Annotated in this window: 24 protein-coding genes and 1 pseudogene; 3 read left to right on the top strand and 22 right to left on the bottom strand. The window is 62.6% G+C overall.

Features of this window, described 5'->3' with window-relative positions:
* Positions 1-5 precede the first annotated feature (5 nt).
* From ABIB99_RS41790 to ABIB99_RS41725, 14 genes are all read right to left on the bottom strand, one after another.
* Positions 6-269, bottom strand: coding sequence for a VirB3 family type IV secretion system protein (locus ABIB99_RS41790; protein WP_044587821.1), 264 nt, complete (start codon positions 267-269; stop codon positions 6-8).
* Positions 269-541, bottom strand: a complete 273-nt coding sequence (locus ABIB99_RS41785) for a TrbC/VirB2 family type IV secretion system protein (RefSeq protein ID WP_354116562.1) — start codon at positions 539-541, stop codon at positions 269-271. The genes ABIB99_RS41790 and ABIB99_RS41785 overlap by 1 nt, the downstream gene beginning before the upstream one ends.
* Positions 542-594: 53 nt before the next feature.
* On the bottom strand, positions 595-1,515 hold the full coding sequence (gene trbB, locus ABIB99_RS41780) for a P-type conjugative transfer ATPase TrbB (protein ID WP_354116563.1): 921 nt from the start codon (positions 1,513-1,515) through the stop codon (positions 595-597).
* A 249-nt stretch (positions 1,516-1,764) separates the two neighbouring features.
* On the bottom strand, positions 1,765-2,190 hold the full coding sequence (locus ABIB99_RS41775) for a CopG family transcriptional regulator (RefSeq protein WP_354116543.1): 426 nt from the start codon (positions 2,188-2,190) through the stop codon (positions 1,765-1,767).
* Positions 2,191-2,194: 4 nt separating this feature from the next.
* The gene (locus ABIB99_RS41770; RefSeq protein WP_354116544.1) at positions 2,195-4,183 is read right to left on the bottom strand and encodes a conjugal transfer protein TraG; all 1,989 of its coding nucleotides are present in this window, start codon (positions 4,181-4,183) and stop codon (positions 2,195-2,197) included.
* A 44-nt stretch (positions 4,184-4,227) separates the two neighbouring features.
* Positions 4,228-5,991 carry a relaxase/mobilization nuclease domain-containing protein gene (locus ABIB99_RS41765; protein ID WP_354181674.1) on the bottom strand — a complete coding sequence of 588 codons (1,764 nt, stop codon included), beginning with the start codon at positions 5,989-5,991 and terminating at the stop codon, positions 4,228-4,230.
* Between the two features lie 250 nt (positions 5,992-6,241).
* Positions 6,242-7,135 carry a lytic transglycosylase domain-containing protein gene (locus tag ABIB99_RS41760; protein WP_354181707.1) on the bottom strand — a complete coding sequence of 298 codons (894 nt, stop codon included), beginning with the start codon at positions 7,133-7,135 and terminating at the stop codon, positions 6,242-6,244.
* A 2-nt stretch (positions 7,136-7,137) separates the two neighbouring features.
* Positions 7,138-7,650: a S26 family signal peptidase gene (locus ABIB99_RS41755; RefSeq protein ID WP_354181672.1), complete on the bottom strand. Its 513-nt coding sequence runs from the start codon at positions 7,648-7,650 to the stop codon at positions 7,138-7,140.
* A complete protein-coding gene (locus ABIB99_RS41750) occupies positions 7,647-8,111 on the bottom strand; it encodes a DUF2840 domain-containing protein (protein WP_354181670.1) in 465 nt (154 codons plus the stop codon). The genes ABIB99_RS41755 and ABIB99_RS41750 overlap by 4 nt, the downstream gene beginning before the upstream one ends.
* Positions 8,112-8,412: 301 nt before the next feature.
* Positions 8,413-9,294, bottom strand: a complete 882-nt coding sequence (locus ABIB99_RS41745) for a replication initiator protein A (protein WP_354181668.1) — start codon at positions 9,292-9,294, stop codon at positions 8,413-8,415.
* A gap of 22 nt (positions 9,295-9,316) precedes the next feature.
* Positions 9,317-9,598 carry a helix-turn-helix transcriptional regulator gene (locus tag ABIB99_RS41740; protein ID WP_354181666.1) on the bottom strand — a complete coding sequence of 94 codons (282 nt, stop codon included), beginning with the start codon at positions 9,596-9,598 and terminating at the stop codon, positions 9,317-9,319.
* Positions 9,599-9,731: 133 nt separating this feature from the next.
* Positions 9,732-10,196, bottom strand: coding sequence for a DUF2285 domain-containing protein (locus ABIB99_RS41735; protein WP_354181664.1), 465 nt, complete (start codon positions 10,194-10,196; stop codon positions 9,732-9,734).
* Positions 10,197-10,311: 115 nt separating this feature from the next.
* Entirely contained in the window at positions 10,312-10,506 is a 195-nt protein-coding gene (locus tag ABIB99_RS41730) for a transcriptional regulator domain-containing protein (RefSeq protein WP_354181662.1), read from the bottom strand.
* Between the two features lie 165 nt (positions 10,507-10,671).
* Positions 10,672-10,944: a DUF2285 domain-containing protein gene (locus ABIB99_RS41725; RefSeq protein ID WP_354181660.1), complete on the bottom strand. Its 273-nt coding sequence runs from the start codon at positions 10,942-10,944 to the stop codon at positions 10,672-10,674.
* A 148-nt stretch (positions 10,945-11,092) separates the two neighbouring features.
* Here ABIB99_RS41725 and ABIB99_RS41720 point away from each other — a divergent pair, with 148 nt between their 5' ends.
* On the top strand, positions 11,093-11,344 hold the full coding sequence (locus ABIB99_RS41720; protein WP_354181658.1) for a helix-turn-helix domain-containing protein: 252 nt from the start codon (positions 11,093-11,095) through the stop codon (positions 11,342-11,344).
* Between the two features lie 114 nt (positions 11,345-11,458).
* Here ABIB99_RS41720 and ABIB99_RS41715 read toward each other — a convergent pair.
* The 6 genes and pseudogenes from ABIB99_RS41715 to ABIB99_RS41690 all read right to left on the bottom strand — a co-directional run.
* Positions 11,459-11,563: pseudogene (locus ABIB99_RS41715) on the bottom strand (DUF736 domain-containing protein); the annotation flags it as partial.
* A gap of 34 nt (positions 11,564-11,597) precedes the next feature.
* Positions 11,598-12,137: a hypothetical protein gene (locus tag ABIB99_RS41710; protein WP_354181656.1), complete on the bottom strand. Its 540-nt coding sequence runs from the start codon at positions 12,135-12,137 to the stop codon at positions 11,598-11,600.
* 185 nt (positions 12,138-12,322) lie between these two features.
* Complete coding sequence (locus ABIB99_RS41705; protein WP_354181654.1) at positions 12,323-12,775, bottom strand: ester cyclase; 453 nt, start codon at positions 12,773-12,775, stop codon at positions 12,323-12,325.
* Between the two features lie 210 nt (positions 12,776-12,985).
* Entirely contained in the window at positions 12,986-13,924 is a 939-nt protein-coding gene (locus ABIB99_RS41700; RefSeq protein WP_354181652.1) for a DUF2493 domain-containing protein, read from the bottom strand.
* Between the two features lie 303 nt (positions 13,925-14,227).
* Positions 14,228-15,304, bottom strand: a complete 1,077-nt coding sequence (locus ABIB99_RS41695; protein WP_354181705.1) for a DUF7146 domain-containing protein — start codon at positions 15,302-15,304, stop codon at positions 14,228-14,230.
* Position 15,305: 1 nt separating this feature from the next.
* Positions 15,306-19,655 (bottom strand): strawberry notch-like NTP hydrolase domain-containing protein, encoded by a 4,350-nt coding sequence (locus ABIB99_RS41690; RefSeq protein WP_354181650.1) that lies wholly within the window; start codon positions 19,653-19,655, stop codon positions 15,306-15,308.
* 228 nt (positions 19,656-19,883) lie between these two features.
* On the opposite strand from ABIB99_RS41690, the gene ABIB99_RS41685 reads away from it, so the two are divergent.
* Both ABIB99_RS41685 and ABIB99_RS41680 read left to right on the top strand, forming a co-directional pair.
* Positions 19,884-20,075, top strand: a complete 192-nt coding sequence (locus ABIB99_RS41685) for a hypothetical protein (RefSeq protein ID WP_354181648.1) — start codon at positions 19,884-19,886, stop codon at positions 20,073-20,075.
* Positions 20,072-20,410, top strand: coding sequence for a hypothetical protein (locus ABIB99_RS41680; RefSeq protein ID WP_354181646.1), 339 nt, complete (start codon positions 20,072-20,074; stop codon positions 20,408-20,410). The genes ABIB99_RS41685 and ABIB99_RS41680 overlap by 4 nt, the downstream gene beginning before the upstream one ends.
* 146 nt (positions 20,411-20,556) lie before the next feature.
* Here ABIB99_RS41680 and ABIB99_RS41675 read toward each other — a convergent pair whose 3' ends face one another.
* Positions 20,557-22,680, bottom strand: a complete 2,124-nt coding sequence (locus ABIB99_RS41675; RefSeq protein WP_354181644.1) for a ParB/RepB/Spo0J family partition protein — start codon at positions 22,678-22,680, stop codon at positions 20,557-20,559.
* A gap of 134 nt (positions 22,681-22,814) precedes the next feature.
* On the bottom strand, positions 22,815-23,765 hold the full coding sequence (locus ABIB99_RS41670) for an ArdC family protein (protein ID WP_354181703.1): 951 nt from the start codon (positions 23,763-23,765) through the stop codon (positions 22,815-22,817).
* Between the last annotated feature and the right edge of the window lie 993 nt (positions 23,766-24,758).

Here is a 24,758-nt window from a genome sequence, read left to right as displayed (position 1 = left end):
AGAACTCAAATGCTGAGATGACCGGGAATGCGCAGATGGCGGCGCACCACGTCGACGAAGGCGGGATCACGCTTGGCAGCCCACACCGCGGCCGCATGACCGATCGCCCAGAGCAAGAGACCTGCGATCCAGAGCCGCAGACCGAGACCAAGGGCGGCTGCGAGCGTGCCGTTGACGATGGCGACCGCCCGGGGCGCGCCACCCATCAGGATCGGTTCGGTCAGCGCGCGATGCACGGGCGCCACGAAGCCAGCGACGGGCTCGTCCATCAGATCAAGACCCCACCGCCGAACGAAAAGAATGACAAAAAGAAGCTCGATGCGGCGAAGGCGATCGAGAGGCCGAACACGATCTGGATCAACCGGCGAAAACCACCGGAGGAATCGCCGAATGCGAGCGTGAGGCCCGTGACGATGATGATGATCACCGCGATGATCTTGGCGACGGGCCCCTCGACCGATTGCAGGATCTGATTGAGTGGCTGTTCCCACGGCATGTTGGAGCCGGCAGCCCAAGCCGGAGCGGCAACGAATAGAACCATGCCTGATGCGGTGAGCGAGATGGCGCGTAGAGAAAGAAGAGATGATCGAGATCTCATGTTTGGTCTCCTGCTGGTGAAAGACTGTAGTCGCCGGCTGGTCCGAGCCCGGTGACGCGGGCGAGTTCGGTGAGACGACGATCCGCGCCGCGGCCGGCTAGCACGGCGACAATGCTGATGGTTTCGGCGATCAGGGCGCGCGGAACGGTGATGACCGCTTCCTGAATAAGTTGCTCGAGCCGGCGCAGTGCGCCCAGCGCCGTCCCGGCATGGATGGTGCCGACGCCGCCGGGATGGCCGGTGCCCCAGGCCTTGAGGAGATCAAGCGCTTCGGCACCGCGCACCTCGCCGATGGGGATACGGTCCGGTCGCAAACGAAGCGACGACCGCACGAGATCTGACAGTGAGGCCACGCCGTCCTTGGTGCGTAAGGCCACGAGGTTCGGCGCCTTGCACTGCAGTTCGCGTGTATCCTCGATCAGCACGACGCGGTCGGAGGTTTTGGCTACTTCCGCAAGAAGGGCGTTGGTCAACGTGGTCTTGCCGGTGGAGGTACCGCCAGCGACCAGAATGTTTCGGCGTGCGGCGACGGCGCCCCGCAAGGCCTCAGCCTGATCCGAGGTCATGATGCCGGCAGCGACGTAGTCGTCGAGCGTGAACACGGCGACCGCTGGCTTGCGGATAGCAAAGGCTGGAGCCGCGACCACCGGCGGCAGCAGACCTTCGAAGCGCTCGCCGGTCTCGGGCAATTCAGCGGAAACGCGCGGCGCACCAGCATGCACTTCCGCGCCGACGTGATGTGCCACCAGCCGAACGATGCGTTCTCCGTCAGCGGCCGAGAGGGTCTCTCCCGTGTCCATCAAGCCGCTCGACAGCCGGTCGATCCACAACCGGCCATCGGGGTTGAGCATCACCTCGACGATCGAGGCGTCCTCCAGGTATCGCGCAATAGCTGGGCCAAGTGCGCTGCGGAGCATCCGCGCGCCGCGCGAGATCGCCTCTGCTTGAGTCGAATGAATTGCCACCGCCGCCCCCACCAAAGAGGCCGCTTAAGAAGCGCCCTCAGATGGGGATGAGTAGAAAAGGCAGGAACTGGCCCGGCGCAACAATGCTCCCAGGGCGATCGTAGATTGGCGTAGGAAGAGAAAGACTAGGCGGGATGAGTGATACCTAAGGCTTTGCTATCGACGTCTTGGCCACGAAGATGCTGGCTTCTGAGAAGTCCATCAGCCCCGGTCATCCGGTTTTTGGTTCGCGATGTCGTCCGGGATCTCGCGTAGGAAATTCTGGCCCTTCTGTAAGCGGCGGCCAAGGGTCTCGATAAAACCTTCAAACCGCTCGCGGCCCTTGATCTGGGCGGCAGCCTGCGCATCGTTCGGCAAGGGCGGCGTGATCGTCAGCCAGAAACGGACAAACAACGCCAGTGTTTCGGCGGTAAGGCCAACATCCCGCTCCAGCCTCTGCATTTGTCGCGACAGCCGATCGAGACGGCGTGTGAACGCCGCCTCGCGCCGATCCTCCCCATCCGGAGACAGAAACGAGGCGACCGCGGCTTCCACGATCGCCGATCGAGACAGCTTCTTGCGGTCGGCAAGATCGGCGATCTGCTTCAGAAGCTCCGGCGGGAAATACACATTCATCCGGTCCCGCATGGTCTCACAACTCCATGCCATCATTCGGGTCGAGCGAGACCTGGCGGGCGACACCGCGCATCTGGCGCAGAATGCGGGCTTGACTGGCGGCATCGTCCGACTCGTCGTCGAGCACAACGGCGAACTCTTCCGCAGGCCTCGGATCAGTCGTCTCCTTGACGATGGCGACGTGATCGGGGAGCTCGGGTTCGCGGCGCAAGCCGCTGTTGGCGGCATCCTGTTCCGCCTTCTGGATTTCACCAAGCAGTACGGCGTCCGGTGTCTGCGGTGTTAGAGCTGACCAACCATCCGTCCGTGACGACCGGCCGGACTTCGCCGGATCAGGCGGCGCCAGCACCCGTTCGGTGAAACGATGATCCTCGTAATAGCGAGCTTTCTTCGCCCGGATCGGCGGCGTACCGGCAACCATGACGATCTCGTCAGTGGGCGGGAGCTGCATCACCTCGCCCGGCGTCAGCAGCGACCTCGCCGTCTCCTGCCGCGAGACCATGAGGTGACCCAGCCACGGATTCAGCCTGTGACCAGCATAGTTCTTCATGGCGCGCATCTCGGTCGCTGTACCGAGCGCGTCGGAGACACGCTTCGCCGTGCGCTCGTCGTTGGTGGCAAAGCTGACGCGGACATGGCAGTTGTCGAGGATCGAGTTGTTGGCGCCATAGGCTTTCTCGATCTGGTTCAGCGATTGCGCGATCAGAAAACTTTTGATGCCGTAACCTGCCATGAAGGCCAGCGCGGATTCGAAGAAATCGAGTCGGCCAAGTGCTGGGAACTCGTCGAGCATCATCAGGATGCGGTGACGGCGATCCTTCGCATGCAGATCCTCGGTGAGCCTGCGGCCGATCTGGTTCAGCACCAGGCGGATCAGCGGCTTGGTCCGCGAGATATCGGATGGCGGCACCACGAGGTAGAGCGTCGCGGGCCGCGGATCGGCGATCAGGTCGGCAATCCGCCAATCACAGCGGGACGTGACCTCGGCGACGACGGGATCACGGTAGAGGCCGAGAAACGACATGGCGGTGGAAAGCACGCCCGATCGTTCATTGTCAGACTTGTTCAGCAGCTCGCGCGCGGTCGAGGCAACGACGGGATGCGGACCTTGCTCGCCGAGGTGCGGCGTGGTCATCATCGCTTGAAGCGTCGACTCGATCGGCCGCTTTGGATCCGAGAGGAATGCGGCGACGCCGGCCAGTGTCTTGTCCACCTCGGCATAGAGGACATGCAGGATCGCGCCGACGAGCAGTGAATGGCTGGTCTTCTCCCAATGGTTCCGCTTATCGAGCGATCCCTCCGGGTCGACCAGCACGTCGGCGACGTTCTGGACGTCACGCACCTCCCATTCGCCGCGGCGGACTTCCAGCAGCGGATTGTACGCCGACGACTTGGCGTTGGTCGGATCGAACAGCAGCACCCGGCCGTGCCTGGCGCGGTAGCCCGCGGTGAGCTGCCAGTTCTCGCCCTTGATGTCGTGGACGATCGCCGAGCCTGGCCAGGTCAAGAGAGACGGCACCACCAGGCCGACGCCTTTGCCGGAACGGGTCGGCGCGAAGCACAGCACATGCTCCGGGCCGTCGTGACGGAGATAGTCATGGTCGAGCTGGCCGAGCACGACGCCATCTGCGCCAACAAGCCCGGCTGCCTTCACCTCGCGCAGTTCGGCCCAGCGCGCCGAACCGTAGGTCTCGACGTTCTTCGCCTCCCGCGCCCGCCAGACCGACATGCCGATCGCCGCCGCGATCGAGATGAAGCTGCCGGATGCGGCTATGTAGGCGCCCTCGACGAAGACCTGTGGCGCATAGGCGTCGTAGATGTACCACCACCAGAAGAAGACCGGCGGATAGTAGACCGGCATCCCGACGAGTTTGAACCAGGGCTGGCCGAGTTCAGGCTGGAAGCCAAGCCGCCACGCCGTCCATTCGGTGGCGCCCCAGATCGTGAGCAACACGATCAGGAAGACGACGATGATCTGACCCCAGAGGATTTTGGTCGCGGACATGGGAGGCGTCCTTCTTGTGGTTAAGCGTTGTGGAAACGATGGAGCTACAAGCCAAGGTCTCGTTTGCGACCGAGGGCCCACTCGATGCCGCCACCGCCCTTGGTGTCGCCGGCGACGTGCTGGCCGAGCTTCTTCTCGATCTCGCGCGACCAGGGCACGAGCTGGAAGCCCAGGCCGTTGTCGATCATGGCGATGCGGCCGGAGGCGAGCGTCAGGCGTTGACGATAGGTGCCGCTCACATGCTCGCCGGTCGCGGTCTTCAGGTGCGGCAATCCCGTCTTGGCTGAGAGTTTTGCACCCACTGCGTCCAGTTCGCGTCGACGCAAGGTGTCGAGGAGATCGCGCTGCATGATGACGCGCTGACCCTGCCGCCGGGCGAGCCCTTGGCCTGCGAGATGTTCGGCGCGAGCCTGCATGGCGTCGTGCGCTTCACGACCGAACCCGCCCATGGAGAGCGGCATGGGATCGCGCTCGACAAGGCGATGGTCGATCCAGGTCGCCCCAGGTGCGGTGATCTGCTGGTTGAGGTCGAAATCGCTGCGGTTAGCGAGCACCAACATCGGGCGCAGGTCGTCCGGGCCTCCGAAGCGGCGCACCTCGACGATGCCGCCGATCGGCGGCGCCTGCTCGAAGGCCTCAACGCCCCCGAAGCGGACATGGTGGGCGCGTCCGTCCGTACCGTCGATCACGGCATAGGCCTCGCCGGTCAGTTCGTTATGAAGTCCCTTGTCGACCAGCCGGCCGATGATCGGCGATCCCGGCTTCTCACTATCGATCATATAGTCGGCGACGCCGCGGGCCTCCCCGCGCTCCGTGAAGGCGCGGTGCATGGTCTTGATGATGTCGCCGCGCGTGCCGAGGTCGCGGAGATTGCGCTCGGCCTCCAGTCCGACCATCCATTCGGCGGGGCCGGCAGGCGCGGCAAGACCCATCTTCTCCAGATGCTGGAGCCGTCCAATCATCAGGCGACGGATTTCCGGGTCGGCCGCGCCGGGATTTTCGGGGCGCAGGTCGATGGCGCCGGTTTCATCGGCGGCCATTCGGATCTCGACGTCGAGCCGCGTCCAGCGTTCGGCCGTGATCTCCTTTTCCAGGGCGTTACGAATCTCATGCTCGGGCTTGGGACCAAGCTCGATAGATGCCAACTCCTCGGCGCGCGAGCGCAGGCCCCGGCTAATGTAATCTCGTGAGATCACGAGGTCGGCGCCGGTCTGATCGACGCCGCGCACGAGCAGATGAACGTGCGGGTTGTCCGTGTTCCAGTGATCGACGGCGACCCAATCGAGCTGAGTGCCGAGATCGACTTCCATTTGCCGGGCGAGATCGCGCGTGAATGCTATGAGATCGGTCATCTCGCCGGCGTCCTCGGGCGAGACGATGAAGCGGAAATGATGCCGGTCGTCCTTGCAGCGAGCCGCGAAGGCCGCGTCGTCAGCGCCATCACTGCCGGCATCGAACATCACCGCTTTCTCACTGTTACGCGTGACGCCGTCGCGCTTCAGATAGGAAAGATGGGCGGTCAGCGGCGCGGAACGGAAGGATCGTCCCTGGTGACGAACGACGCGCGCCTTCACCACCACGCGGCGCGCCGGGCTAAACAGGCGGTTGCGGCTAAAGCTGATCCGGCCACGCCCGAAGGTCGAGCGCCCGTAGCGCAGGGAGAGCTTACCCGCCGCCGCATGCGAAGGGCTGTGACCAGCCTTCTTCGCCGCGCGCAGCACCTGGTTGATGAAGCTCTTAGGCTTTGGCGCTCGCGTGCCGCGGATGCGGCCAGGCCGGATGCGTAAATCGCTGTCGCCCGCGCTCATGGCAAAGGCTCCACGAACGCGGAACGCCGGACAGTGCCGAAAACACTGTTGAATTCATTGGCGAAAGCATCAGGCGCGGCACGCGCCCCGACCGACCGGCACGGCCGAACCCAAGCCATTCCAATGGCTTGTGGTTCGACCGGCGAGCCGCTTTTATCTCGCCGTCCCGCTGTCGTGCTTCCCCGCTGCCCTCGCCTTTCCGCCCATTCTTCTCCACGGCACGCCAATGCATGCGAGCTTGCGCATTTGGTCATTGCGGACCTCCCGCATCAGATCTCGCGACGAACAGTCCGGTTGCTTGAGGCACAATGGCCGAGATGTCGTGAACGGACGCGACCGTCGGAGTCCGATTCGGAGGGCGCCCAGGCTGCAGGCGGGCGGCGGTCCTTGAGCTTTCAGACCGCACAACGAATAGCGTCGCTGCTGATGGCTGTAGAATCGCGACTGCGCTGGACGCTGCAATTTCGCTGCCGATGATTGACACAAGCTTCTGCAAATAGGCTTGGGTCTCTGCTGGCAATGGACGGCCGGCAAGATGCTCTTCGTAACGAGCAGGTCCCGCATTATAGGCTGCAAGCAAGCCCGGCGCACCGTAGCGGTCGCGCAGTTCGCGCAGGTACGCGGTCCCGGCAAGAATGTTGTCATAGGAATCGTAGGGATCGTTGCCGAGATCGTGCCGCAGACGGAGCTCTGCCCACGTCTCTGGCATGATCTGCATCGGGCCTATGGCACCTTTCCGTGACTTGGCGCGCACGTCTCCGGCGCTCTCGACCACTATGACTGCGCGTATCCAGTGCGCCGGGACGCCGAAGCGACGCGAGGCCCCCTCGACAAAAGCCGCAAATCGATCGCTAGTTCGATAACTGGCGGTAGGTTGCGTAGGGCGCGACTCGGCAACAGCCGCAGCGTTACTCACGGTCAGCGCAACGAACAATGATACGACAGTGCGCAGGCTCCTCTCGAACAGACGCAATCGTGCCGCCGTGCTCGCGCCCATCCAGGGTAAAGCCGCTTCGCGCCGGCGTTTCGGCCGCCCTGGACCGCCGCTGTGCGCGACCCCCACGCAATCGTTGGTCGGGACGGAGGAATGGTGCAGCACTCGGCCAAACAGAGGAATGGCAGATCGGATTCCCAAGATGCGCACGATCAATCCTCCCGGGTCCACACAGGAAGCGCACGGCCAATGACTGACGATGCCGGCAAGAATCCGAAATAGCGGCCATCCAGCGAGTTGGCCGTCTGCCAGTTCATGACGAAGAGTTCGTTCTCGCCGACGACGCGGCAGCCCTGCCATTTCGGAAGCGGTCTGCCGTGTCCATCGCGATCTCTGGCCTCGCCCATTTCGATCGCGTCGACGGAAACGGTGAGCCCGCTTCTGCAGACAGTTTGTCCCGGGAGCGCCAGCACGCGTTTGAGCATCGGCAACCCGGCTGGCAGGTAGCCATTTAGATCGAGGAAGGTCGCGAGCGGCTCCGGTGGCTGTACGGCGAGGAGTTCCGTAACGAATAGTTTGTCCGCCGGCTGCACACGGTAGAGCCCGATCGGTATGCTCTCGGACGCATTCCAGATGTAGGCCGGCGGAATCTCCAGAACGATTGGCGCGACCAGAGCGGCGGCACCGCCGAGCATTGCGGTCAGCGTCTTGAACCGGCTGGTCATCGCATGACCCTCTGCCGGTGAAGCCACGCTTGGTGGCGCGCTTTCGTGTAAGGACGCGGGTTTTCGTTGACGGACAGCCGGTTGTGAACGTGATGCCAATAATCGGGTGCCGCGTCCGCTGGATTGATGTCGAGTGCCTCAACGACGTCGATCAACTTGAGCGCTCGTTCGACCTTGGGCCAGCCCGACAGGCGCAGGAGGATCTCACCACCAGGCTTCACGTAGGGCACGGTCGAGCAGCGCTGTCCAGACGCGACCGCGCGCAGGATATCGATCCGCGAGATCGCCGTTCCGAAGTCGTTCGACGTCCAGCGAACGAACGCAAAGATGCTGCCTGGCGCAAATGATAGCAGCCGTCGACGACGATCGAGGATCTTTTCCGCGACGGAACGCCCGAAGCGAATGCGGTTCTCGATGCGCTTCTCAAGCCACAGGAGCTCGACTTCGGTGAGTTCGCTCATGAGACGCTCCAAGCTTGAGAGATGCTCCGACTGCCTGGCTGAAGCCCGATTGCGACAGCGCATCGTCGCCGTCCTTGACTGCGAGGCGAGGCAGAACTTGCGGATGGTTGTTGGTGGTTCTCCCCAGCTACGCGAATAGCGCGGTCCGTTAGAAGAAATCCGAAGGATTTCTGGTTAGAAGAGTTACGGTGGCTGGAAAGTGCTGCGACATAAGGACTTAGGGTCGATTCTGGTCCCCGATAGCACGAGGATCCGGTCCCTGATGGCACGAAGGTTGCGGTCCCCAATAGCACGAGCTGATTCACAGGCTGTCTCCCGACTTTCGAATGAGACCACGCCTGCGGAGCCTCTGAGCGAATGGATCGACGAGCGTGGGTGCGAAATTCAAGCGCTCGGCGCCATTTGCGTCATGCGTGAGCACCAGCTGGTAGCCAGGCAATGTCTGTCGCTGGACGATCTGGCGCACGTCGTATGCAAAATGCTTGAGCGGCGACAGGCTGCCGGACTTGGCATGGAGGTGCACAAGATCAAAACTCCAGCCGCCCTGCTGACGGCCGCCATGCTTTCGCACGAGACGGTAAAGCCAGCGCTCAAGTCCACCCGTCAGATCGAAATACGCGCGATCAATGGTGAGCACGAGCGCATCATCGATCACGCCGGCATAGAACCAATCGGGCAGTATCAGCTCGAGCCCGAGCGGACGCCCGTTTGTATCAGCCGTCTCCTTCCACTCGTTGATCCAGGAGAACCGATGGCGCCGTCGTTCTGCAGGCTGACGGATCGACGTCAGCACGGTCGTTGACTGCAACCTGTCGAGACCCGCTTTAAGGCGATCGTAATCGCGTGCGCTGGTGCCGCGGCCGACGAACGTCAGAATCTCGTACGGAGTTGCAGCCATGAGGCGCGAGGTCTTCAGGCCCGCGTCTCGCGCTTCGACGATCTGCGACGCGGCCCAGATCAGGACATCTGCATCCCAGATGGTCGCCAGCCCGTGTTCCGGCACGGCCTCGACACGAATGGATATCACGCCCGCACGGAAATCAATCGGCACCACACGTCTGGTCTTTGCGAGCGAAAAGAATGGATATGCCATTAAGTCCTGCGCGTCGCGCGGCGCCAGATCGCCGGGCAACGCCCGAAACAGCTCCAGTTGATCGCGTTCGGATAGGTGTCTGCGCCGCATCGCCGCTGCCCTTCCTGCGTGATCAACGGCGTTCCTGGCCCGCATACGGGCGCAGGGTCGGATGCTTCTTGGCAGGCAAGACCGTCCCCTTGCCGGGATCGGATGTCGACGTCTTGGCGCCGAGATCGGCCCAAGCTTTCAGATCGTCCAGCGCATAGACGACACGGCCACCGATCTTCCGGTAGGTTGGCCCAGTGCCGTAGGTGCGGTGCTTTTCCAGCGTCCGGCCGGAAAGGCCGAGAAATCGCGCGGCCTCGGGCGTGCGCAAGTACCGCGGCGGCAAGCTGGTGTTTGGATCGGACATTTGAGAGGCTCCGTGACTATCTGGAGCGCCGGCGCGAGCGGCGGCGCGTCGACGGTCACGATGGCGGAGAGGGCCCGCGAAGGGGATGCCGATGATCGTGGGGTATGTTTTCGATACCCCCCGGCTGCAGGTTTTATTTGTTCTTGCGCCTTGGACGCAGCAAATCGCGATAGCCGCCGCGCATCAATGCGAGGCCGCTTTGCACGAGACGGATGGTCCGATTGCGGAGATCGTGCGTTTTCCAGGCGCGATCCGGGATGCGTGTCTTGCCGAACATCGTTTCGGCGATCGCACGGTAAGTGCTACCGGCGTCGCGAGCATCGAGCGCGCGAATAGCGACGCTTAGCCGCTCCCGCCGCTGCCTAGATAGCTCATGAAAGGCGGCCCCTGGTGTGCGCCCATTCAGTGCGCGCCACAGCCGCCGGGCAGCGTAGGCATGTGCATCGAAGTCGCCGTCAAACGGCAATTCCGCAGCATAGTTTGCACCGAGTGTGGGTGGTTCTCTCAGCCAGACACGATGTTCCACCGCGCCAACACGAAGGATGACATGCCATCCATCGGAGGCGCGTCGCATCTGACCTGCTGCGAGATCCAGCAATGGGCGAACCGCCTCAAGGCTATGTACAGGCGACGAGGTCGCTGCGACTGGCACGACGGCCGGCAGCACCTCAGGCGCCCAAAAGATGGCCTGCTCGCCAAAAGGCCCCTGCGGGTCATGAGCGAAAGCAGATACCCCACCTCCTCCTGAATTCCGCGGTTACTTGTCCGTCTGGACTCTTGGCGATCGTCGCTTGGTAGTCGCGTTGGTAGTCGGCATTGCGACGCAGACATTCCCAGGCAATGTCGGTGATATCAGCTTCTTGTAGGCTCTTGTAAGACTCCGGCGATCGCCAATCGAATGCAGGCATTGCTTCCGCGCCCTTTCGCACAACTAACGAGGATTGCGGCGCAATAATTCTGATCGATTTGGTTGTGGGAAGCCCCTAGTTTAGCACCGCGTGGTGCCCTGGGATGACCACCAATCAATCGAAGAAATTTGTTCTGACTGCGGATATGGAATCGGTAGATTTCTTCTAATTCGAGCCAGCACCGCGCAGGAGACGGCCCTGCTGGCTGACCCATTTCGCGCGCGCCAGATGGCTCAGATATGCATTGCGCGCTCGGTCCGGCTCGCGCTCGGGCTCAATGTGCAAGACTATTCGTGCGACTTCTTTCCAGTCGGCACCTTCGTTCTCAGCCTCTAGAAGGCGAATGTAAGTCACGACATGCTGCTCGTCATAGACCGTTAGAATTGGGTCAGTGGGTGCAGCGTCGGCTACCTCGGGGTCGAGCGGCGGCTTCCTCATGAAACTCCACGCCTTAGATTAGACAATTTCTAACACGCCGCCCGGAAGAGGCAGAAGCGTTAAATTTTCGTCACAGGGCTTCGGCTAAACGCGTTTTGTCGAGAATACTCCGTGGTGAAATACTCTTCAAGGACATGCCCTCTCGCGTATGGACATACGCGAGGTACTTGCAATCAATTTGCGAAAGCTGCGACAAGCCCGCGGCTTGTCGCAGGAGGAATTAGCTCACCGAGCGGAAATTGACCGAACCTATATCAGCGCGCTCGAACGGAGCGTCTATGCGGCTGGCATCGACGTGGTCGATCGATTGGCGCGCAGCTTGGGAGTCGAAGCAGCCGACCTTTTAACGCGCCCGCCCGCAACTAGCGGCAAACGAAAGACTCGCGGGCAGGTAGAATAGCAGGTCCGAGGGCCGAGCGGCCCGATTTGGCGGCTATGCGTCACTGCCAGTGCGCGCTGCGATATTGAGAAGCCCCGCCCGGTGAACCGGACGGGGCTTTGTGGTAAGCGCCCCTCAGTCGCCGTTGGGCTTGCGGCTGCGGGACCAGATCAGGGTGTAAGTCTCGGCGTCTTCGTCGTCGAAGAGGTTGGCGTAGATCCGAGCTTCAACGCTTCGATCTACGCTAAGGGAGAGAGACGACAAACGCGCGACGTCAGCCGACCGTGGTCGTCCCCCCATTCGGTTGCTGAATAAGGCTGAGTGCAGCGCCCGGTCTGAGAGCGGGGGCGGTCTGCATCGACACATTCGCCCAAGCGATACCCCCGACAGCGATGGCGCCAAGCACGGCGAACGACTCCCGCCACCATTCCGAGGGAATACCGAAATGTGCAAGGGCAAGGGTCACACTACAGCCGGCGTGTGCCGCCGGACCCGCGAACAGTAGCCCAATGACCAGGCGGACGATCGGAGAGCGCGCGACGGAGAAGGCGTACCGCCCGATCACGAATGTGAAGCCGGCCGTAGCGAAGCCAACAACGATGGCACCGAACGGACCTACTCCGGCTTGAAATGAATAGAACCCCACGGTCATGCCGACGAAGAACGGCAATGCGTGGGTTGCGAGCGCGAATAGCGCCCAGCAGAAGATGCCGAGCCCGACGATATTGAGAAGAACGCCTATGATGAGTATGGTGATGGTCCCCGTGACAAAGGTTGCAAGGGTCGCGCCTTCCACCACCACGGCGCGTTCCAAGGAATAACCGATCCCGCCCGTGTTTGGAATCCCTTACGGTCAAGTTTCAGGCATGAACAAGCAATGCAGGAGAGCGTCCCGGTCGCTGTTGCAATAGAGACCGACATTGAACGGTGGCGCTGACGTGTCGCCCTGCCGGCCTTCGAGATCGCAATCAGGAAGGCCGGCTATTCGCTTGTCGCTAGCTAAGCGGCAAGTTTGATCAGCCCGAGCTGTTGTAGCGCCGTGACGCCGTCGTCGAGCCCGATTTCCTCGATGATCTTGCCGTCTTTCAACTTGAGGACGGTCGTACCGGTAAATCGCATTTTTCGACCGGTGTTCGCGGGCAAGGAGCCGGCCAGGAAATCGCCGAACGCAGGGCCAGTGTGCGTCCCGCCACCTTCCCAGCGGCCGACGACATAGTCGCCCTCCGCAATGAGGTCGGCGGCGCCCCAGAAATTGAGATCGGGGAAGGCCTTACGGAAATCCGTCATGAAAGCCTTGATGTCCTCCTTTCCCCGACGTGGCTCGTGGAGTGAGTACTGAAGGAGCATATCCGGCGCGGAGAGTTCGTCGACGATTCCGAGATCGCACGTCTCACCCCAGAACTTGGTGAACCAGCGGCCGACGATGGCTTTGTTTTCATCTTCTTTCGACATGTTATTTCCTCTTGCTTCGTCGTCTCATCTGACGATCGGATCGATCGATGCGATGGATTTTGGAGCAGAGACGTTCGGTCTGCCACCCGATTTCCGACCTCTACGCAAGACGGCCGAGGCGGCAGTCCGTCACGACCGGAGAAGTGAACCGCTACAGCTGCGCAAACGAGATTAGGCGTACATTGCTTCTACGACGTAGCGAGGCGGCCCTTACGCGCCGCCATTGCCGAATTTCCAGACGGGGATGCCGAGCTTTCGTGCCTTGTCGGCCAGGTTCTCCTGAATGCCCGTGCCGGGGAAGACGATGACACCGATCGGCAGCACGTCGAGCATCTGATCGTTGCGCTTGAACGGTGCTGCCTTGGCGTGTTTGGTCCAATCGGGTTTGAAGGCGATTTGCGGAACTCTGCGGTGGTCGGCCCAGCGGGCGGCGATACGCTCGGCGCCCTTCGGCGAACCGCCGTGCAGTAGGACCATGTCTGGATGCTTGGCGTGGACCTGATCGAGCTTGTCCCAGATCAGGCGATGATCGTTGCAATCCAAGCCACCGGTGAAGGCGATCTTCGGCCCGGCGGGCAACAGCACCTCGGTTTCGGCCCGGTGTTTGGCGGCGAGGAAGTCGCGACTATCGATGACAGCCGAGGTCAGGGCGCGGTGGTTCACCATCGAGCCGCTGCGCGGATGCCAGTGCGATCCGGTGTGGCGGGCGAAATGGTCGCCGGCCTGGTCGCGGAAGTACTCCATGCTGTTGCGCCGCTCGATCAGTGTCATGCCCTCGGCAGTGAGGCGTTCGAGTTCGACCGAGCGGATTTCGGAGCCGTCCTGGTCGCGTTGGCTGCGCTTCTGAGCCTGCTCGTTGTCGTCGAGTTCGCGCTCGATGCGCTCGTTGGCGCGGTGGAAGAGATTGACGGTGGACCACAAGAGGTCCTCGAGGTCGGGTTCGAGGCGGGTTTCGCTCAAGCTCGCGATGAGTGCGTCGAAGATATCGGCGACGGCGGCAGCGACGATGCGGCCCTCGGGTAGCGGTCTCGGGTCGGGTTCGTCCTGGAAGGCGCGGTAGCCGTGAAGCTGGAGTTCGGTAAGGACGTGATCAGTCGGGGATGTGGTGTGCGGCCGCTCGAAGTCGGTCTCGGTGCGCTCGATCGTCATGGCGGCTTTCCTTGGTCGGATTGGTCGCGCTCATCGCGGCCTTCATGGCGACGAAACGCGGCGGGCGGACCGGACCTGCACCGCCGAGCGCAGCGACAGCGGCCGTAGCGCAGCGAAGGATGGCAGGAGCCGGCTATTTTGCCTCGCGATGTAAAGCGCCCTCTTCAGGGCGCGACGGAAAATAGTCGGCGGACGCCATTGCGTGGCCGGACCGCTTGCCGCAGGGTCGCCCTCTCAAGAAGGCCGTGAGCGCGGCCCTCTCCGACAACAGGAGACGCCTGACGATCGACGGACAGCGCATCGTCAGAGAGGAGCAAGAGCTTCGTCCCCCATTCCGGTCGAAGCCCTCGTACTCAAGAACCGGGCTATGTCTTCAGGGGCAATCTGGACGCGTAACGCTGCACACAGTACGTTGATGTCGGAGTTCCGCAGATCCTCGTTGAAATCGCTACACTGCGGCGACAACACCATCGCCTCGATTCCGGCCGACTGCGCCCGGTCGAACAGTCCTGCCACCGCGCCATCGCCTGCCGGATCGTCGTCACGGACGATATAGAGGCGGCGCAGCGGTGCTGGAAACAGAATGGCTGCGAGATGCGCGGCCGAGAGCGCTGCGACCATCGGCATATCGGGCATAACGCAGCGGAGCGACAGCATGGTCTCGATGCCCTCGCCCGCCGCCATCACGTCGCCAGCCGGCCCGAAGCGGACCGCGTGCCCGAGAAGATAACCCATCGCCCGGCGTGGGGTATCGACCGGTGCCTTGTCGCGCCCCGACGGATCGATCCAGGTGCGATGCGCGCCGGTGATGTGGCCCTGAAGATCGGTGACAGCTGCAATCATAGCCGGCCAGATTTCCGTCGGGGCGTCTGCTTCGGGACGGTAATAGCAGCGCGGATGGAATCGCAGGCTGTCGATGCCATGCAGGTTAGTAATGCTGCGCCCCCGCAGGTAAGTCTCCACAACCGTGCCGGCAATCGGCTGTGACATGCCGAGGAGACGCCGTGCCGATTCCGGTGAGCCGTTCGGTACCGGTGGCAGGCGCGATCGACTGTCGGATTTCGGCTCGAATCGCGGCAAGCTCAGAAAGCGTCGGGCTTCATTGGCTACGTCGTGAAAATCGACCAGGCTACAACTCTCGCGGATTACGTCGAGCAGGTCGCCGTGCTCGCCGGTCGCCGCGTCGGTCCATTTGCCGGCCGGGCGGCCGCCCGTGCCTTTCGGTTTCAGGCGGACAAACATCGATCGGCCGCACGTGTTCCTGACGTCGCCGACCAGCCAGTAATTGCCGACACGACGCCCGTTGGAGAGATAATGACGGCACACCGCCTCGGCCTCGCGCGCGAGGCGATGTGCCAGTTCTGCCGCACTTCGCGGCATGTCACGCCGCCGTGCGATCGGCGATGCGGGCAATCGGATAGCACTCCAAAACCTTGGCCAGGATCGCGGGGCCAGTCGCATCGACTGGGACAAAGAAACGCAACTTCCACGAAATGATCTCGCCGAACAGGCCGTAGGCGCGCAGCCGATCCCGCATCATGTCAGTGAAGCCCGTCAATTCGATCCGGTTCACACCCGCTACGCGGACGCGCCTGACCTGAAGGCCCTCGGCGAGATCGAGCATGGTCTTGCCATCGATCAGCGCGGTAAAGGCGGCGTCTGGCGAAAGACTCGACGTTCCGACTTCCAGTGAACTTGCGACCCACGCGGGTGAGACCTTGCGGCCGATAATTCGCTCGCCGGTGTCGGTCTGCAGCCGATACACCCGCGTCGACTCGTTCGGCAGGCGCTTCCAGATCGGCAACAGTAAACCAGCGACGATGTAGATCTCACTGTCGGTGAACTCCGGAACCTCGGCGACTTCAGCCTCCCAGACACGGGCGAAGGTGTCGCGGTCGGTCTCCCGCCAATGGGTCTGCGGCATCATAGCCAACGGTATGGTAGGATGTTCCATCGGGCGGATCAGGCGGACCCGTCGTTCGACCTCGCCGTCGTCGAGCATCAAACTACGGACCGGAACCTGTACGGCCGCGCGGCCCGACTGGCTGTTGACCAGAAGAACCGCGCGGGGGTCGGAGAGGCGGCTCAGCGCCTCATCGAGCGTGACCGGCCGGTTACGTTCGCGCTGGGTGATGGTCAGCAGGCGCGTCTCCGCAGAGGTGCCGGGATGGGTGTAAATCGTCTGCCGGCCTGCGACGACGAAGCTCTCGGCCGTCAACGTCTCCAGTCCGACATCATAGGTGCCGGACGCGATTGCGCCCTCGATCCGAGCGGTCAGCAACTGCTCGAACGCCGTAAACAGGATGTTCTGGAGATCGATGGTCAGCGCCAACAGCCTGTTGAGGAAGGTAGTAATCGGCGGCAACTCGTCTTTGATGCCGTTGCTATCGGTGAGCTTCAACCCGGTCGCGTCCTCGAATGCCTGAAGCGAACAATCCCTGACCTTTCCGGTGACCAGCAGGAGATAGAGCTGGCGCAGCGCGTCGCGCGCGTAGTGACTTTCGAGATTGTCTTCGGGGCGGAACAGGCCTTGCCCGCCGGTCTGGCGCTGTCCCTTGGTGATGGCGCCCAACGTGTCGAGACGCCGTGCGATGGTCGAGAGGAAGCGTTTTTCGGCCTTCACATTGGTGGCGATGGGTCTGAACAGCGGCGGTTGCGCCTGGTTGGTACGGTTGGTCCGGCCCAATCCCTGAATAGCGGCATCGGCCTTCCATCCGGCCTCCAACAGATAATGTGTGCGCAAGCGCCGGTTCTTTGCAGAAATCTCCGCGTGATAGGAACGCCCGGTACCGCCGGCATCGGAGAAGACGAGGATGCGCTTGACGTCATCCATGAATGCTTGGGTCTCGCCGAGGTTGGCGGAACCGGCGCGGTTCTCGACCACGAGGCGGTCGACGCCATCAGCCCCTCGCTTGCGAATGATACGCTGCGAGCGCCCTGTGACTTCCGCCACCGTGTCCGTGCGGAAGCGCTGCACGATTTGGTCAAGCGCACCATGAACCGGCGTCAATGATGCCAACTTCTCGATCAAAAGGTCACGACGCGCGACGGCGTCCCGGCATTGCACCGGCTGGCCATCTCGGAAGGCCGGTCGCGACGACAGGTTACCCTCGCTATCGGTAAAGGGCTCGTAGAGTTGGGTCGGGAAGCTGTGCGCCAGATAATCCAGCACATATTCGCGCGGGGTAATGTCGACCTGGACGTCGCCCCATTCCTCGGTCGGGATTTCGGCAAGGCGGCGTTCCATCAACGCCTCGCCGGTCGAGACGATCTGGATCACAGCGGCATGGCCGTCCCTCAGATCGCGCTCGACTGACGCGATCAGCGACGGCGTCTTCATCGCCGTGATGAGATGATTGAAGAAGCGCTGTTTCGCCGATTCGAACGCTGATCTGGCGGCGGACTTGGCCTGCGCGTTCAGCGTGCGGGTCGCGCCGGTGATGTTCGCGGCCCGCATGGCCGCGGCGAGATTGTTATGAATGATCGCGAAGGCGCCGGCATAGCTGTCATAGATGCGGATTTGCTCATCAGTGAGCTGATGCTCGATCAGCTCATACTCGATGCCTTCGTAGGACAGCGACCGCGCCGTGTAGAGCCCGAGCGCCTTGAGGTCGCGCGCCAGCACCTCCATCGCCGCGACGCCGCCCGCCTCGATTGCCTCGACAAACTCGCTGCGCGTCGCGAACGGAAAGTCCTCGCCGCCCCACAGCCCGAGACGCTGGGCGTAGGCGAGGTTATGAACAGTGGTGGCGCCGGTCGCCGAGACATAGACGATGCGCGCGTTCGGCAGCGCATCCTGAAGGCGAAGCCCCGCGCGGCCCTGCTGCGACGCGGCCTGATCGCCGCGTTCGCCCTTGCCGCCTGCGGCATTTTGCATCGCGTGAGACTCGTCGAAGATGATGACACCGTCGAAGTCGGTGCCCAACCATTCCACGATCTGCTTGACCCGCGAAACCTTGTCGTCGCGCGCGTCGGACCGCAGCGTGGCGTAGGTGGTGAAAAGGACGCCCTGCTCCAGACAGATCGGCGTACCCTGGCGGAAGCGCGACAACGGCGTGACCAGCAGCCGTTCCATGCCGAGCGCCGACCAGTCGCGCTGGGCGTCCTCGATCAGCTTGTCGGACTTGCTGATCCATAGCGCGCGGCGGCGGCCCTTCAGCCAGTTGTCGAGCAGAATGCCGGCGACCTGACGGCCCTTCCCAGCGCCGGTGCCGTCTCCCAAAAACCAACCACGCCGGAATTGCACGGCATTATTCGCATCGTCACGCGCCGCGCAGACCAGGTCATAGGTCTCTTCAACGGTCCATGATCCCGCAAGGAGCTGGGAATGCGCCTCGCCCGCATAAATGACGGACTCGAGCTGCGCATCGGACAGCAGACCGTTGGCGATGATGTGAGCCGGAAGGTGCGTCCGATAGGACGGGACCGGCGGCGCCACCGACGCCATGGCGGCTGATTGGACCAGCTTGGTGGGATGTGGCTGAGAACCGGGAATACGAATCGATTGAAGTGCGTACTCTTCGTAAAGCGCCTCGGTGATCCGACCGCCCTCGGCCGGTGTCCAAGCAACGGTCTCGTAGGCAAGTTCAGCCCCGGCCGGATCCGCTGTGAGAGCGGCGATGCCGGACGGTCGCATCGCATGGGCGCGGACGGTTCGCGGAATGCCCGGACGAGCGTTGAGCGAAGCAGCGACTGGTATCGCGATCGGCAGTCGGGCCGGAACGTACTCCGTGACCCATCCCAGCAGCGTGGCAACGTCCGGCGCCACGCCTGAAGACGTCGGGAATGTCGTCGCATCGTCCGCAGGCAACCGGTCGATCACGGTCAGCCGCGTCTCAATGGTGGTGCCGTGCTTGGCGAAGACCCCACCAGAAATGGCTGCGGTGAAGACGACGCGCCCGCGTTCCTGCAACCGGATGAAGGCATCGCGCCAGACCGGATTGTCCGGGGAACAACTCGCCCCGGTGATTGCGACCAGCCGACCGCCTTCGGGGAGCCGCGCCAATGCCGACACTATATGTCGCAAGGCAGCGTCGGCCATGCGGCGATCGACGTTGGCGAGAGCCGAGAATGGTGGATTCATCAGCACGACGCTTGGCGTGATGCCGGTGTCGAGATGGTCGTCGATATGCGCGGCGTCGAAGCGCGTGACGGCGATGCCGGGAAAGAGAAGTGAAAGAAGTCCAGCGCGGGTTTCGGCGAACTCGTTCAGAACGAGCGATGCACCAGACAGCTCGGCCAGGACGGCGAGTAAGCCCGTGCCAGCCGAAGGCTCCAGCACAACATCCGCAGGCGTGATCGCCGCCGCGGTGCTCGCCGCGAAACCAAGTGCGATGGGTGTGCTAAACTGCTGAAGCGCCTCGCTCTCTTCCGAACGGCGGGTGTGGGTGGGAAGAAGGCCGGCGATTTTCGCCAGCATCGGCAGCATCGCGGCGGGCAAATCGGCACGCGCGCGCATGGCCGGACCGAACTTGCGAAGGAACAGGACGGTGGCTGCTTCACAGGCGTCGTAGGCCGTCTTCCAGTCCCATCCCCCATCGGCGTCGGAGTTGCCAAAGGCGTTTTCCATCGCAGTGCGCAACATCGGCGCATCGACGCGCTGACCGCGCTCTAGATGGAGAAGGAGTTGTTGCGCGGCGCTGGCGATCGCGCGGGTCTTGTTCAGAGAAGCGGGCGCAACGGGAAGCGGCGCAGCCGCAACAGCGGCCACGGATGCGGGAATGATCGTCATGGAGGGAGCCTCGGAGAGCGGGGAAGGATCGAACCGCGGGGCGCTCTCTCGACCACGCCGGCTCAAACCCGTCCCGGCCCCCTCTCCCTCTTACGGAGACGCTGACTGACGGCCAAGAAGACGCAGGCCGAGTTGCTCCGCACCGAGGAAGTGACGGAAACAGCCCTTTCGTCTCATGACTCTGCGCGCTATCTTTCTGCCCACCGGGAATCGCAACGAAGTGACCAGATGAACGACCAAAAGCTCAAACGACGGATCACGCCAGCCGAACGAGAGGCGCTGAAAGTATTCGGGCAGGTCAAGACCGAAAAAGCCGTAAGCGAGCAAGAAAAGGCACAAAAGGCGTTTCACGAGAATCGCGAACGCTTGAAATCATTGCGATTGGCGCGGGAAGCCGCCGAAAAGGCAAAGGGAACATGACGCCCACGTTTTTTGCTTCGGTCTTTACGATCGAGATCGGCGGCAAGCCAACGGTGACGTTCGAAGCAAAAAGCCTCCGTGAAGCAAGCGAGATATGCAATGCGCCGTGGCTAGGTGAAGATTTCGCGTCAGCACATTCCAATGGCGCGCCGTTGTGGGATGGCAAGGCCCAACTGAGAGCGCGCATGGGCTACGAGGACGAGATCGCAACATTCGGTGATGCTTTCAAGGATGCTCAACCATCTGATGGAATGTTGCTGGTCTATCTCGTCGAATTGGATGACAACGAGACCGCAGAGAATTCCGAGCCCAGTTCAGCTACGCAACTGCGCTGAGAAGCGATGGCAAGAGATTCCTGCGAGCTGAATTAGGGACGATCTCGGACGTCCTCGAAAGAAAAAGCCCGGCACGGAATGCCGGGCTTGGGAAGGACCAAGGATAAGTAGGTGTGGGTCGGCCGGAGCCCCCAACACCTGGGAGATTATTCTGCCGCAATGATGTGCGGCCGTTCGTCGTCGGCCTCGGTGTCAGCTTCGTCCTCGCCTGCGGCGAGGAACTCCGGTAACGCCTCGGGATCTGCAGCGGGCTCTCCGACCGTACCCACCTCATCGAGACGAAGGGGTTCCGGCAACCATCCGGTCCCCTCGAGCAGTCTCTCGGCCTCCCGCGCCATGTCGACTTTCTTGAGGTGGTCGATGAGCTGCACCGATTGCTCGCCCTTTACCTCACGCACCGCTTCAAGAATGCGAGGTTTGGTGACCCGGCCGAGATAGTTGTCGACGGTCGGCTTCCAGCCCACTGCTGCCATGTCGAGACCGACGGCGCGGGCAAGAACGTTGGCGTGATCAAGCCTTCGGCGTATGCCGTTCGCGGAGACGCGGCCCTCATTGTAGCGGTTGGCGGGCTCGTAGAGCGCATTGACGGCGGATGACGCGCAATGCGCGAACAACGCGGCCTGCTCTTTCCCGTCGAACGCTGTGAGCACGTTCCACAGATCGGCTTCGTCCTTGGGCAGGCGGGCTTTCCAGCCGTCATGTCGCCCATCGATAGCTTCCGCTGATGTACTCTCCTTCAAGCCAGGCGCCTGAGCGGGGAACGTCGGCGTCCGGATCGCAATTTCCAGGCAGCCGCTCGATGACGAGAAGCGGTAGAAGGTCGCCAACACGAAATTGTGCAATACCGCCTGGAAGGCGACGGCCGGATCGTTGGCGAGCGCGTTACGCAACGCCAGAGTGCGGTGTGCGGTCAGCTCGATGATGAGCCGATCCGGCAGCGGCTTGACCGTGTCGTCGTCCTCCTCTTCGACGGGTTCGGTTGGCGCACCGCCGACAGTGATGACCGCGCGTTGGACTACATCATTGGTGGTTGGTTCGTCGCCGTTGTTCTCTCCGTCGCCTTGTACTTCGCTCTCAGGCTCGGCGACGCAGGGTGCCTCATCCTCTGGCCGCACGTAGCCACGAGCGATTGACAGCGAACCTTCGGCATCGATGCTGACGAAGACGCCTGCACTGGCGATCTGGCCCGGATCGTAGATAAGCGATCGAGATTCCAGGACGGACCGCGCCGCCTCGATTTCTCCAAGGCGCTGATCAATCTCGTCCGGCAGTTCGTCGGCGTCCTGGTAATCCTCCTCGATTCTGGCGTGCTCGGCATTGAGCGCGTCAAGCGTCGCCCGCTCCTCCTCCGTCAGATCAACCGGTTCGCCCTCAATCTCGCGCAACCCGTTGGTGTGGCCGTAGGGGAAATCGACCGCCACTGCGATCCACTTCCAGCCTTCGGCCGCGATCGTCTCGGCCTCGGCCTTCAGCTTCTCGGTGGCGAGACGATCGAGCAGCGGCACATCCTGCAACCAGCCACCATCGTCGTGTTCGAACAGATCCCGCATGATGGTGCCGCCGGCCTGCTCGTAGGCATCCAGTCCGACGAATTGGGCGCGGCGATCGGAAGCGCGCACGGTGTTCTCCGTCAGCATCCGGCGGATCTGGTACGGCTCATCGTAATTGGAGCGGCTCACATTTTCCCAGACCTGCTCCTGGCGCGGCTGATCGGCGGTGACCGAGAAGGCCATCAATTGTTCGAGCGTCATGCCATCGTCGGCATAGACGTCGTGCAACTTCGGCGACACTGACGCCAGACGCAGGCGCTGCTTGACGATCGCCGGCGAGACGAAGTGCCGCGCCGCGATATCCTCTTCGCTCATGCTACCGTCATGCAGCAGCTTGAACGCGCGGAACTGGTCCAGCGGATGCAGACCAACGCGCTCGTCATTCTCGGCGAGGGAATCGTCCTCGGCGATGCCGCCATCACGGACGACGCAGGGGACAGGTTGCGTCTTCGCCATACGCTTCTGCTTGACCAGCAGTCCGAGCGCGCGGTAGCGGCGTCCACCGGCGGGCACCTCGAACATGCCGGTCTCCTGGCCGTCGGCATCGACGACCGCGCGAACGCTCAGGCTTTGTAACAGCGTGCGCTGAGCTATGCTCTCCGCCAGTTGCTCGATCGAGACGCCGGCCTTCACGCGGCGGACGTTGGACTGGCTGAGCACCAGTTTGTTGAAGGGAATATCGCGGGAGGGACTGAGTTTGATTTTCTGAACGCTTGCCATGTCGGATTCTCCACGACGGGCGGCCGAAAGACTCTCTCTCGACCTCCTACCCGTCACAGGCAAACCGGCGCTCCTCTCACTCTCTGACGCGCAGCACCAACTGAAAGCGGACGCTGAAACGACGTGCGGATGGATCACGCGGCCTCCTCGTTACCCTCAACGACGGAATCGATTGCGGGCGGCAGAAAGGCGAGCAGGAAATCGGCGGCCTTCGATGCCGCGCTCGCGGCGCGCACGACGGCGCGATTATCCTCGCGCAGAACCTCGAGCCAGGAACCGATGTAGTCGGCGTGGCGCACGGTCGGCACGATACCGAGCGACGCGCAAACGAAGGCACCCGCCATTTCGGCGACCAGCTCTTCGCGCGCGTACGATTTTGAGCCGAACGAACCCGAGTGGTCGCGGTTGAGGCGGGACGCCTGGCCGGTCCAATGACCGAGTTCATGAAAAGCGGTTCGGTGCCAATTGATCGGCTCGAAATAGGCAGCCGGCGGCGGGACCTGCACGAAATCGCCCGTCGTGTTGTAGTAGGCGCGCGCACCGCCGATGCGGAAATCCGCGCCAGCGGCGGCAATCAACGCCTCAGCTCGGGGCTCAATCTGGCATGGTGGCGGCGGGACGACCGAGGCAGCGAACCCCTCGGGCAAGTCAGCGCACTGGTCCGTGTTGAAGACGGTAAAACGCTTGAGAAACGGGACGACGCCCGGCTCTTCACCGGCCTCCGCGGCGCGCCGACGTTCGTCGTCCGGGGTAAAGCGATCGGCATAGACGACGGTCGTTCCCCGTTCGCCCTTCCTGACATGGCCGCCAACCCCGAGCGCCTGGCGAAAAGTGAGCCAGCTCTGTCCCGAAAAACCGTGCTCGATGACGGAACCCCATAGGATCAGTACATTAATCCCGGAATATCCGCGCTGCGTCGACGCGTTGCGCGGCATCGCGAGCGGCGCCTTGATCGCCGCCGTGCCCCATGGCTGCACCCACGGGATACGGCCAGCCTCCAGCTCGGCGATAATCTTGTCGGTGATCTCGGCGTAAAGGCTCACGCGGTCGTTGCCGGCACGAACTCGGGCGGTATGTCCAGACATCGCGGTTCTCCGCGACGGGCACCGGAAGCCTCTCCTCCGATCTTCAACCCGTCGCGGCAAACCCGACCCGCACTCTCACTCTCAACGGCGGTGACGGGAAAACGGACCGCGCATTCGCGCGGCTGTCTTTTTGACAGGACGGACACCCTAAAGGGTGATGACCCGCGACGCGGGGCTGCAGCGCAGCCGACAAAGCGGTCTCGCGGGGAAGCGCCGAAATGCGCTGGGGCGAAGCGCAGTGAAAGAGGCAGCTGCAGGAGCGGTCTCTAATCGCGGGCGTGGTCAATTGTTCTTTACGTCTGGTGCGCCGCCAAGAAATGCTCGCTGCGTATGCGCGCTGCATTTGGCGGCGCGACTCATCTTGGCCACTCTCTTAGGTACTGCGCGCTCGACTGGAGGGGCTTCGATAGATTTTGGGTCAGGACCGGATTGCAACATACCATCATGTCTCACGAACAACTCGGAATTGGGATCAACCGCCAGCCGGTCAAACAATTCCCGTAGCTCTGGCCTAAGGCCATCACCGCACAGGGCCGCTATAGAATGAAATTTGCGCATGTCGTGCTCCCGTTTCCCGAGCACGATAGAAGTTCGGGCGCACCGCCTTCCACCCGATTTCCGATGAAAAGCGGCCTCGCAGAGAGGTAGCGAAAAGCGCCGGAGCGAAGCGCAGGCAAGAGAAAGAGGCACCCGCAGGAGAGTCAGCATAGCGCCGACGCGATAGCGGCGGGACCCGGGACCGAGTGCAGTCGCGAGACCGGTTAAGAAGGCACCCGAACGAAGGGCAGTGATAGCGACGCCGGAATGAAATGACGGCGGGACCGAGGGCGAGTGCCTCCGGCGAGCGACTCATGATCGCGCGAGGGATCGAAGCCGAATGGCCGAGACGCCTTGCGGCTCGGTTCATATGTGGACGGCCCCCGACTTACAAGGATTGGCTCGGGCAGCATGCTCGGATCGCTCGCGCTCATATGTCCGGCCTATTTTCGGGTC

It is taken from the genome of Bradyrhizobium sp. LA6.1 (assembly GCF_040547805.1).
Classification (GTDB): domain Bacteria; phylum Pseudomonadota; class Alphaproteobacteria; order Rhizobiales; family Xanthobacteraceae; genus Bradyrhizobium; species Bradyrhizobium barranii.
This window is presented reverse-complemented; position numbering and strand designations above follow the sequence as displayed.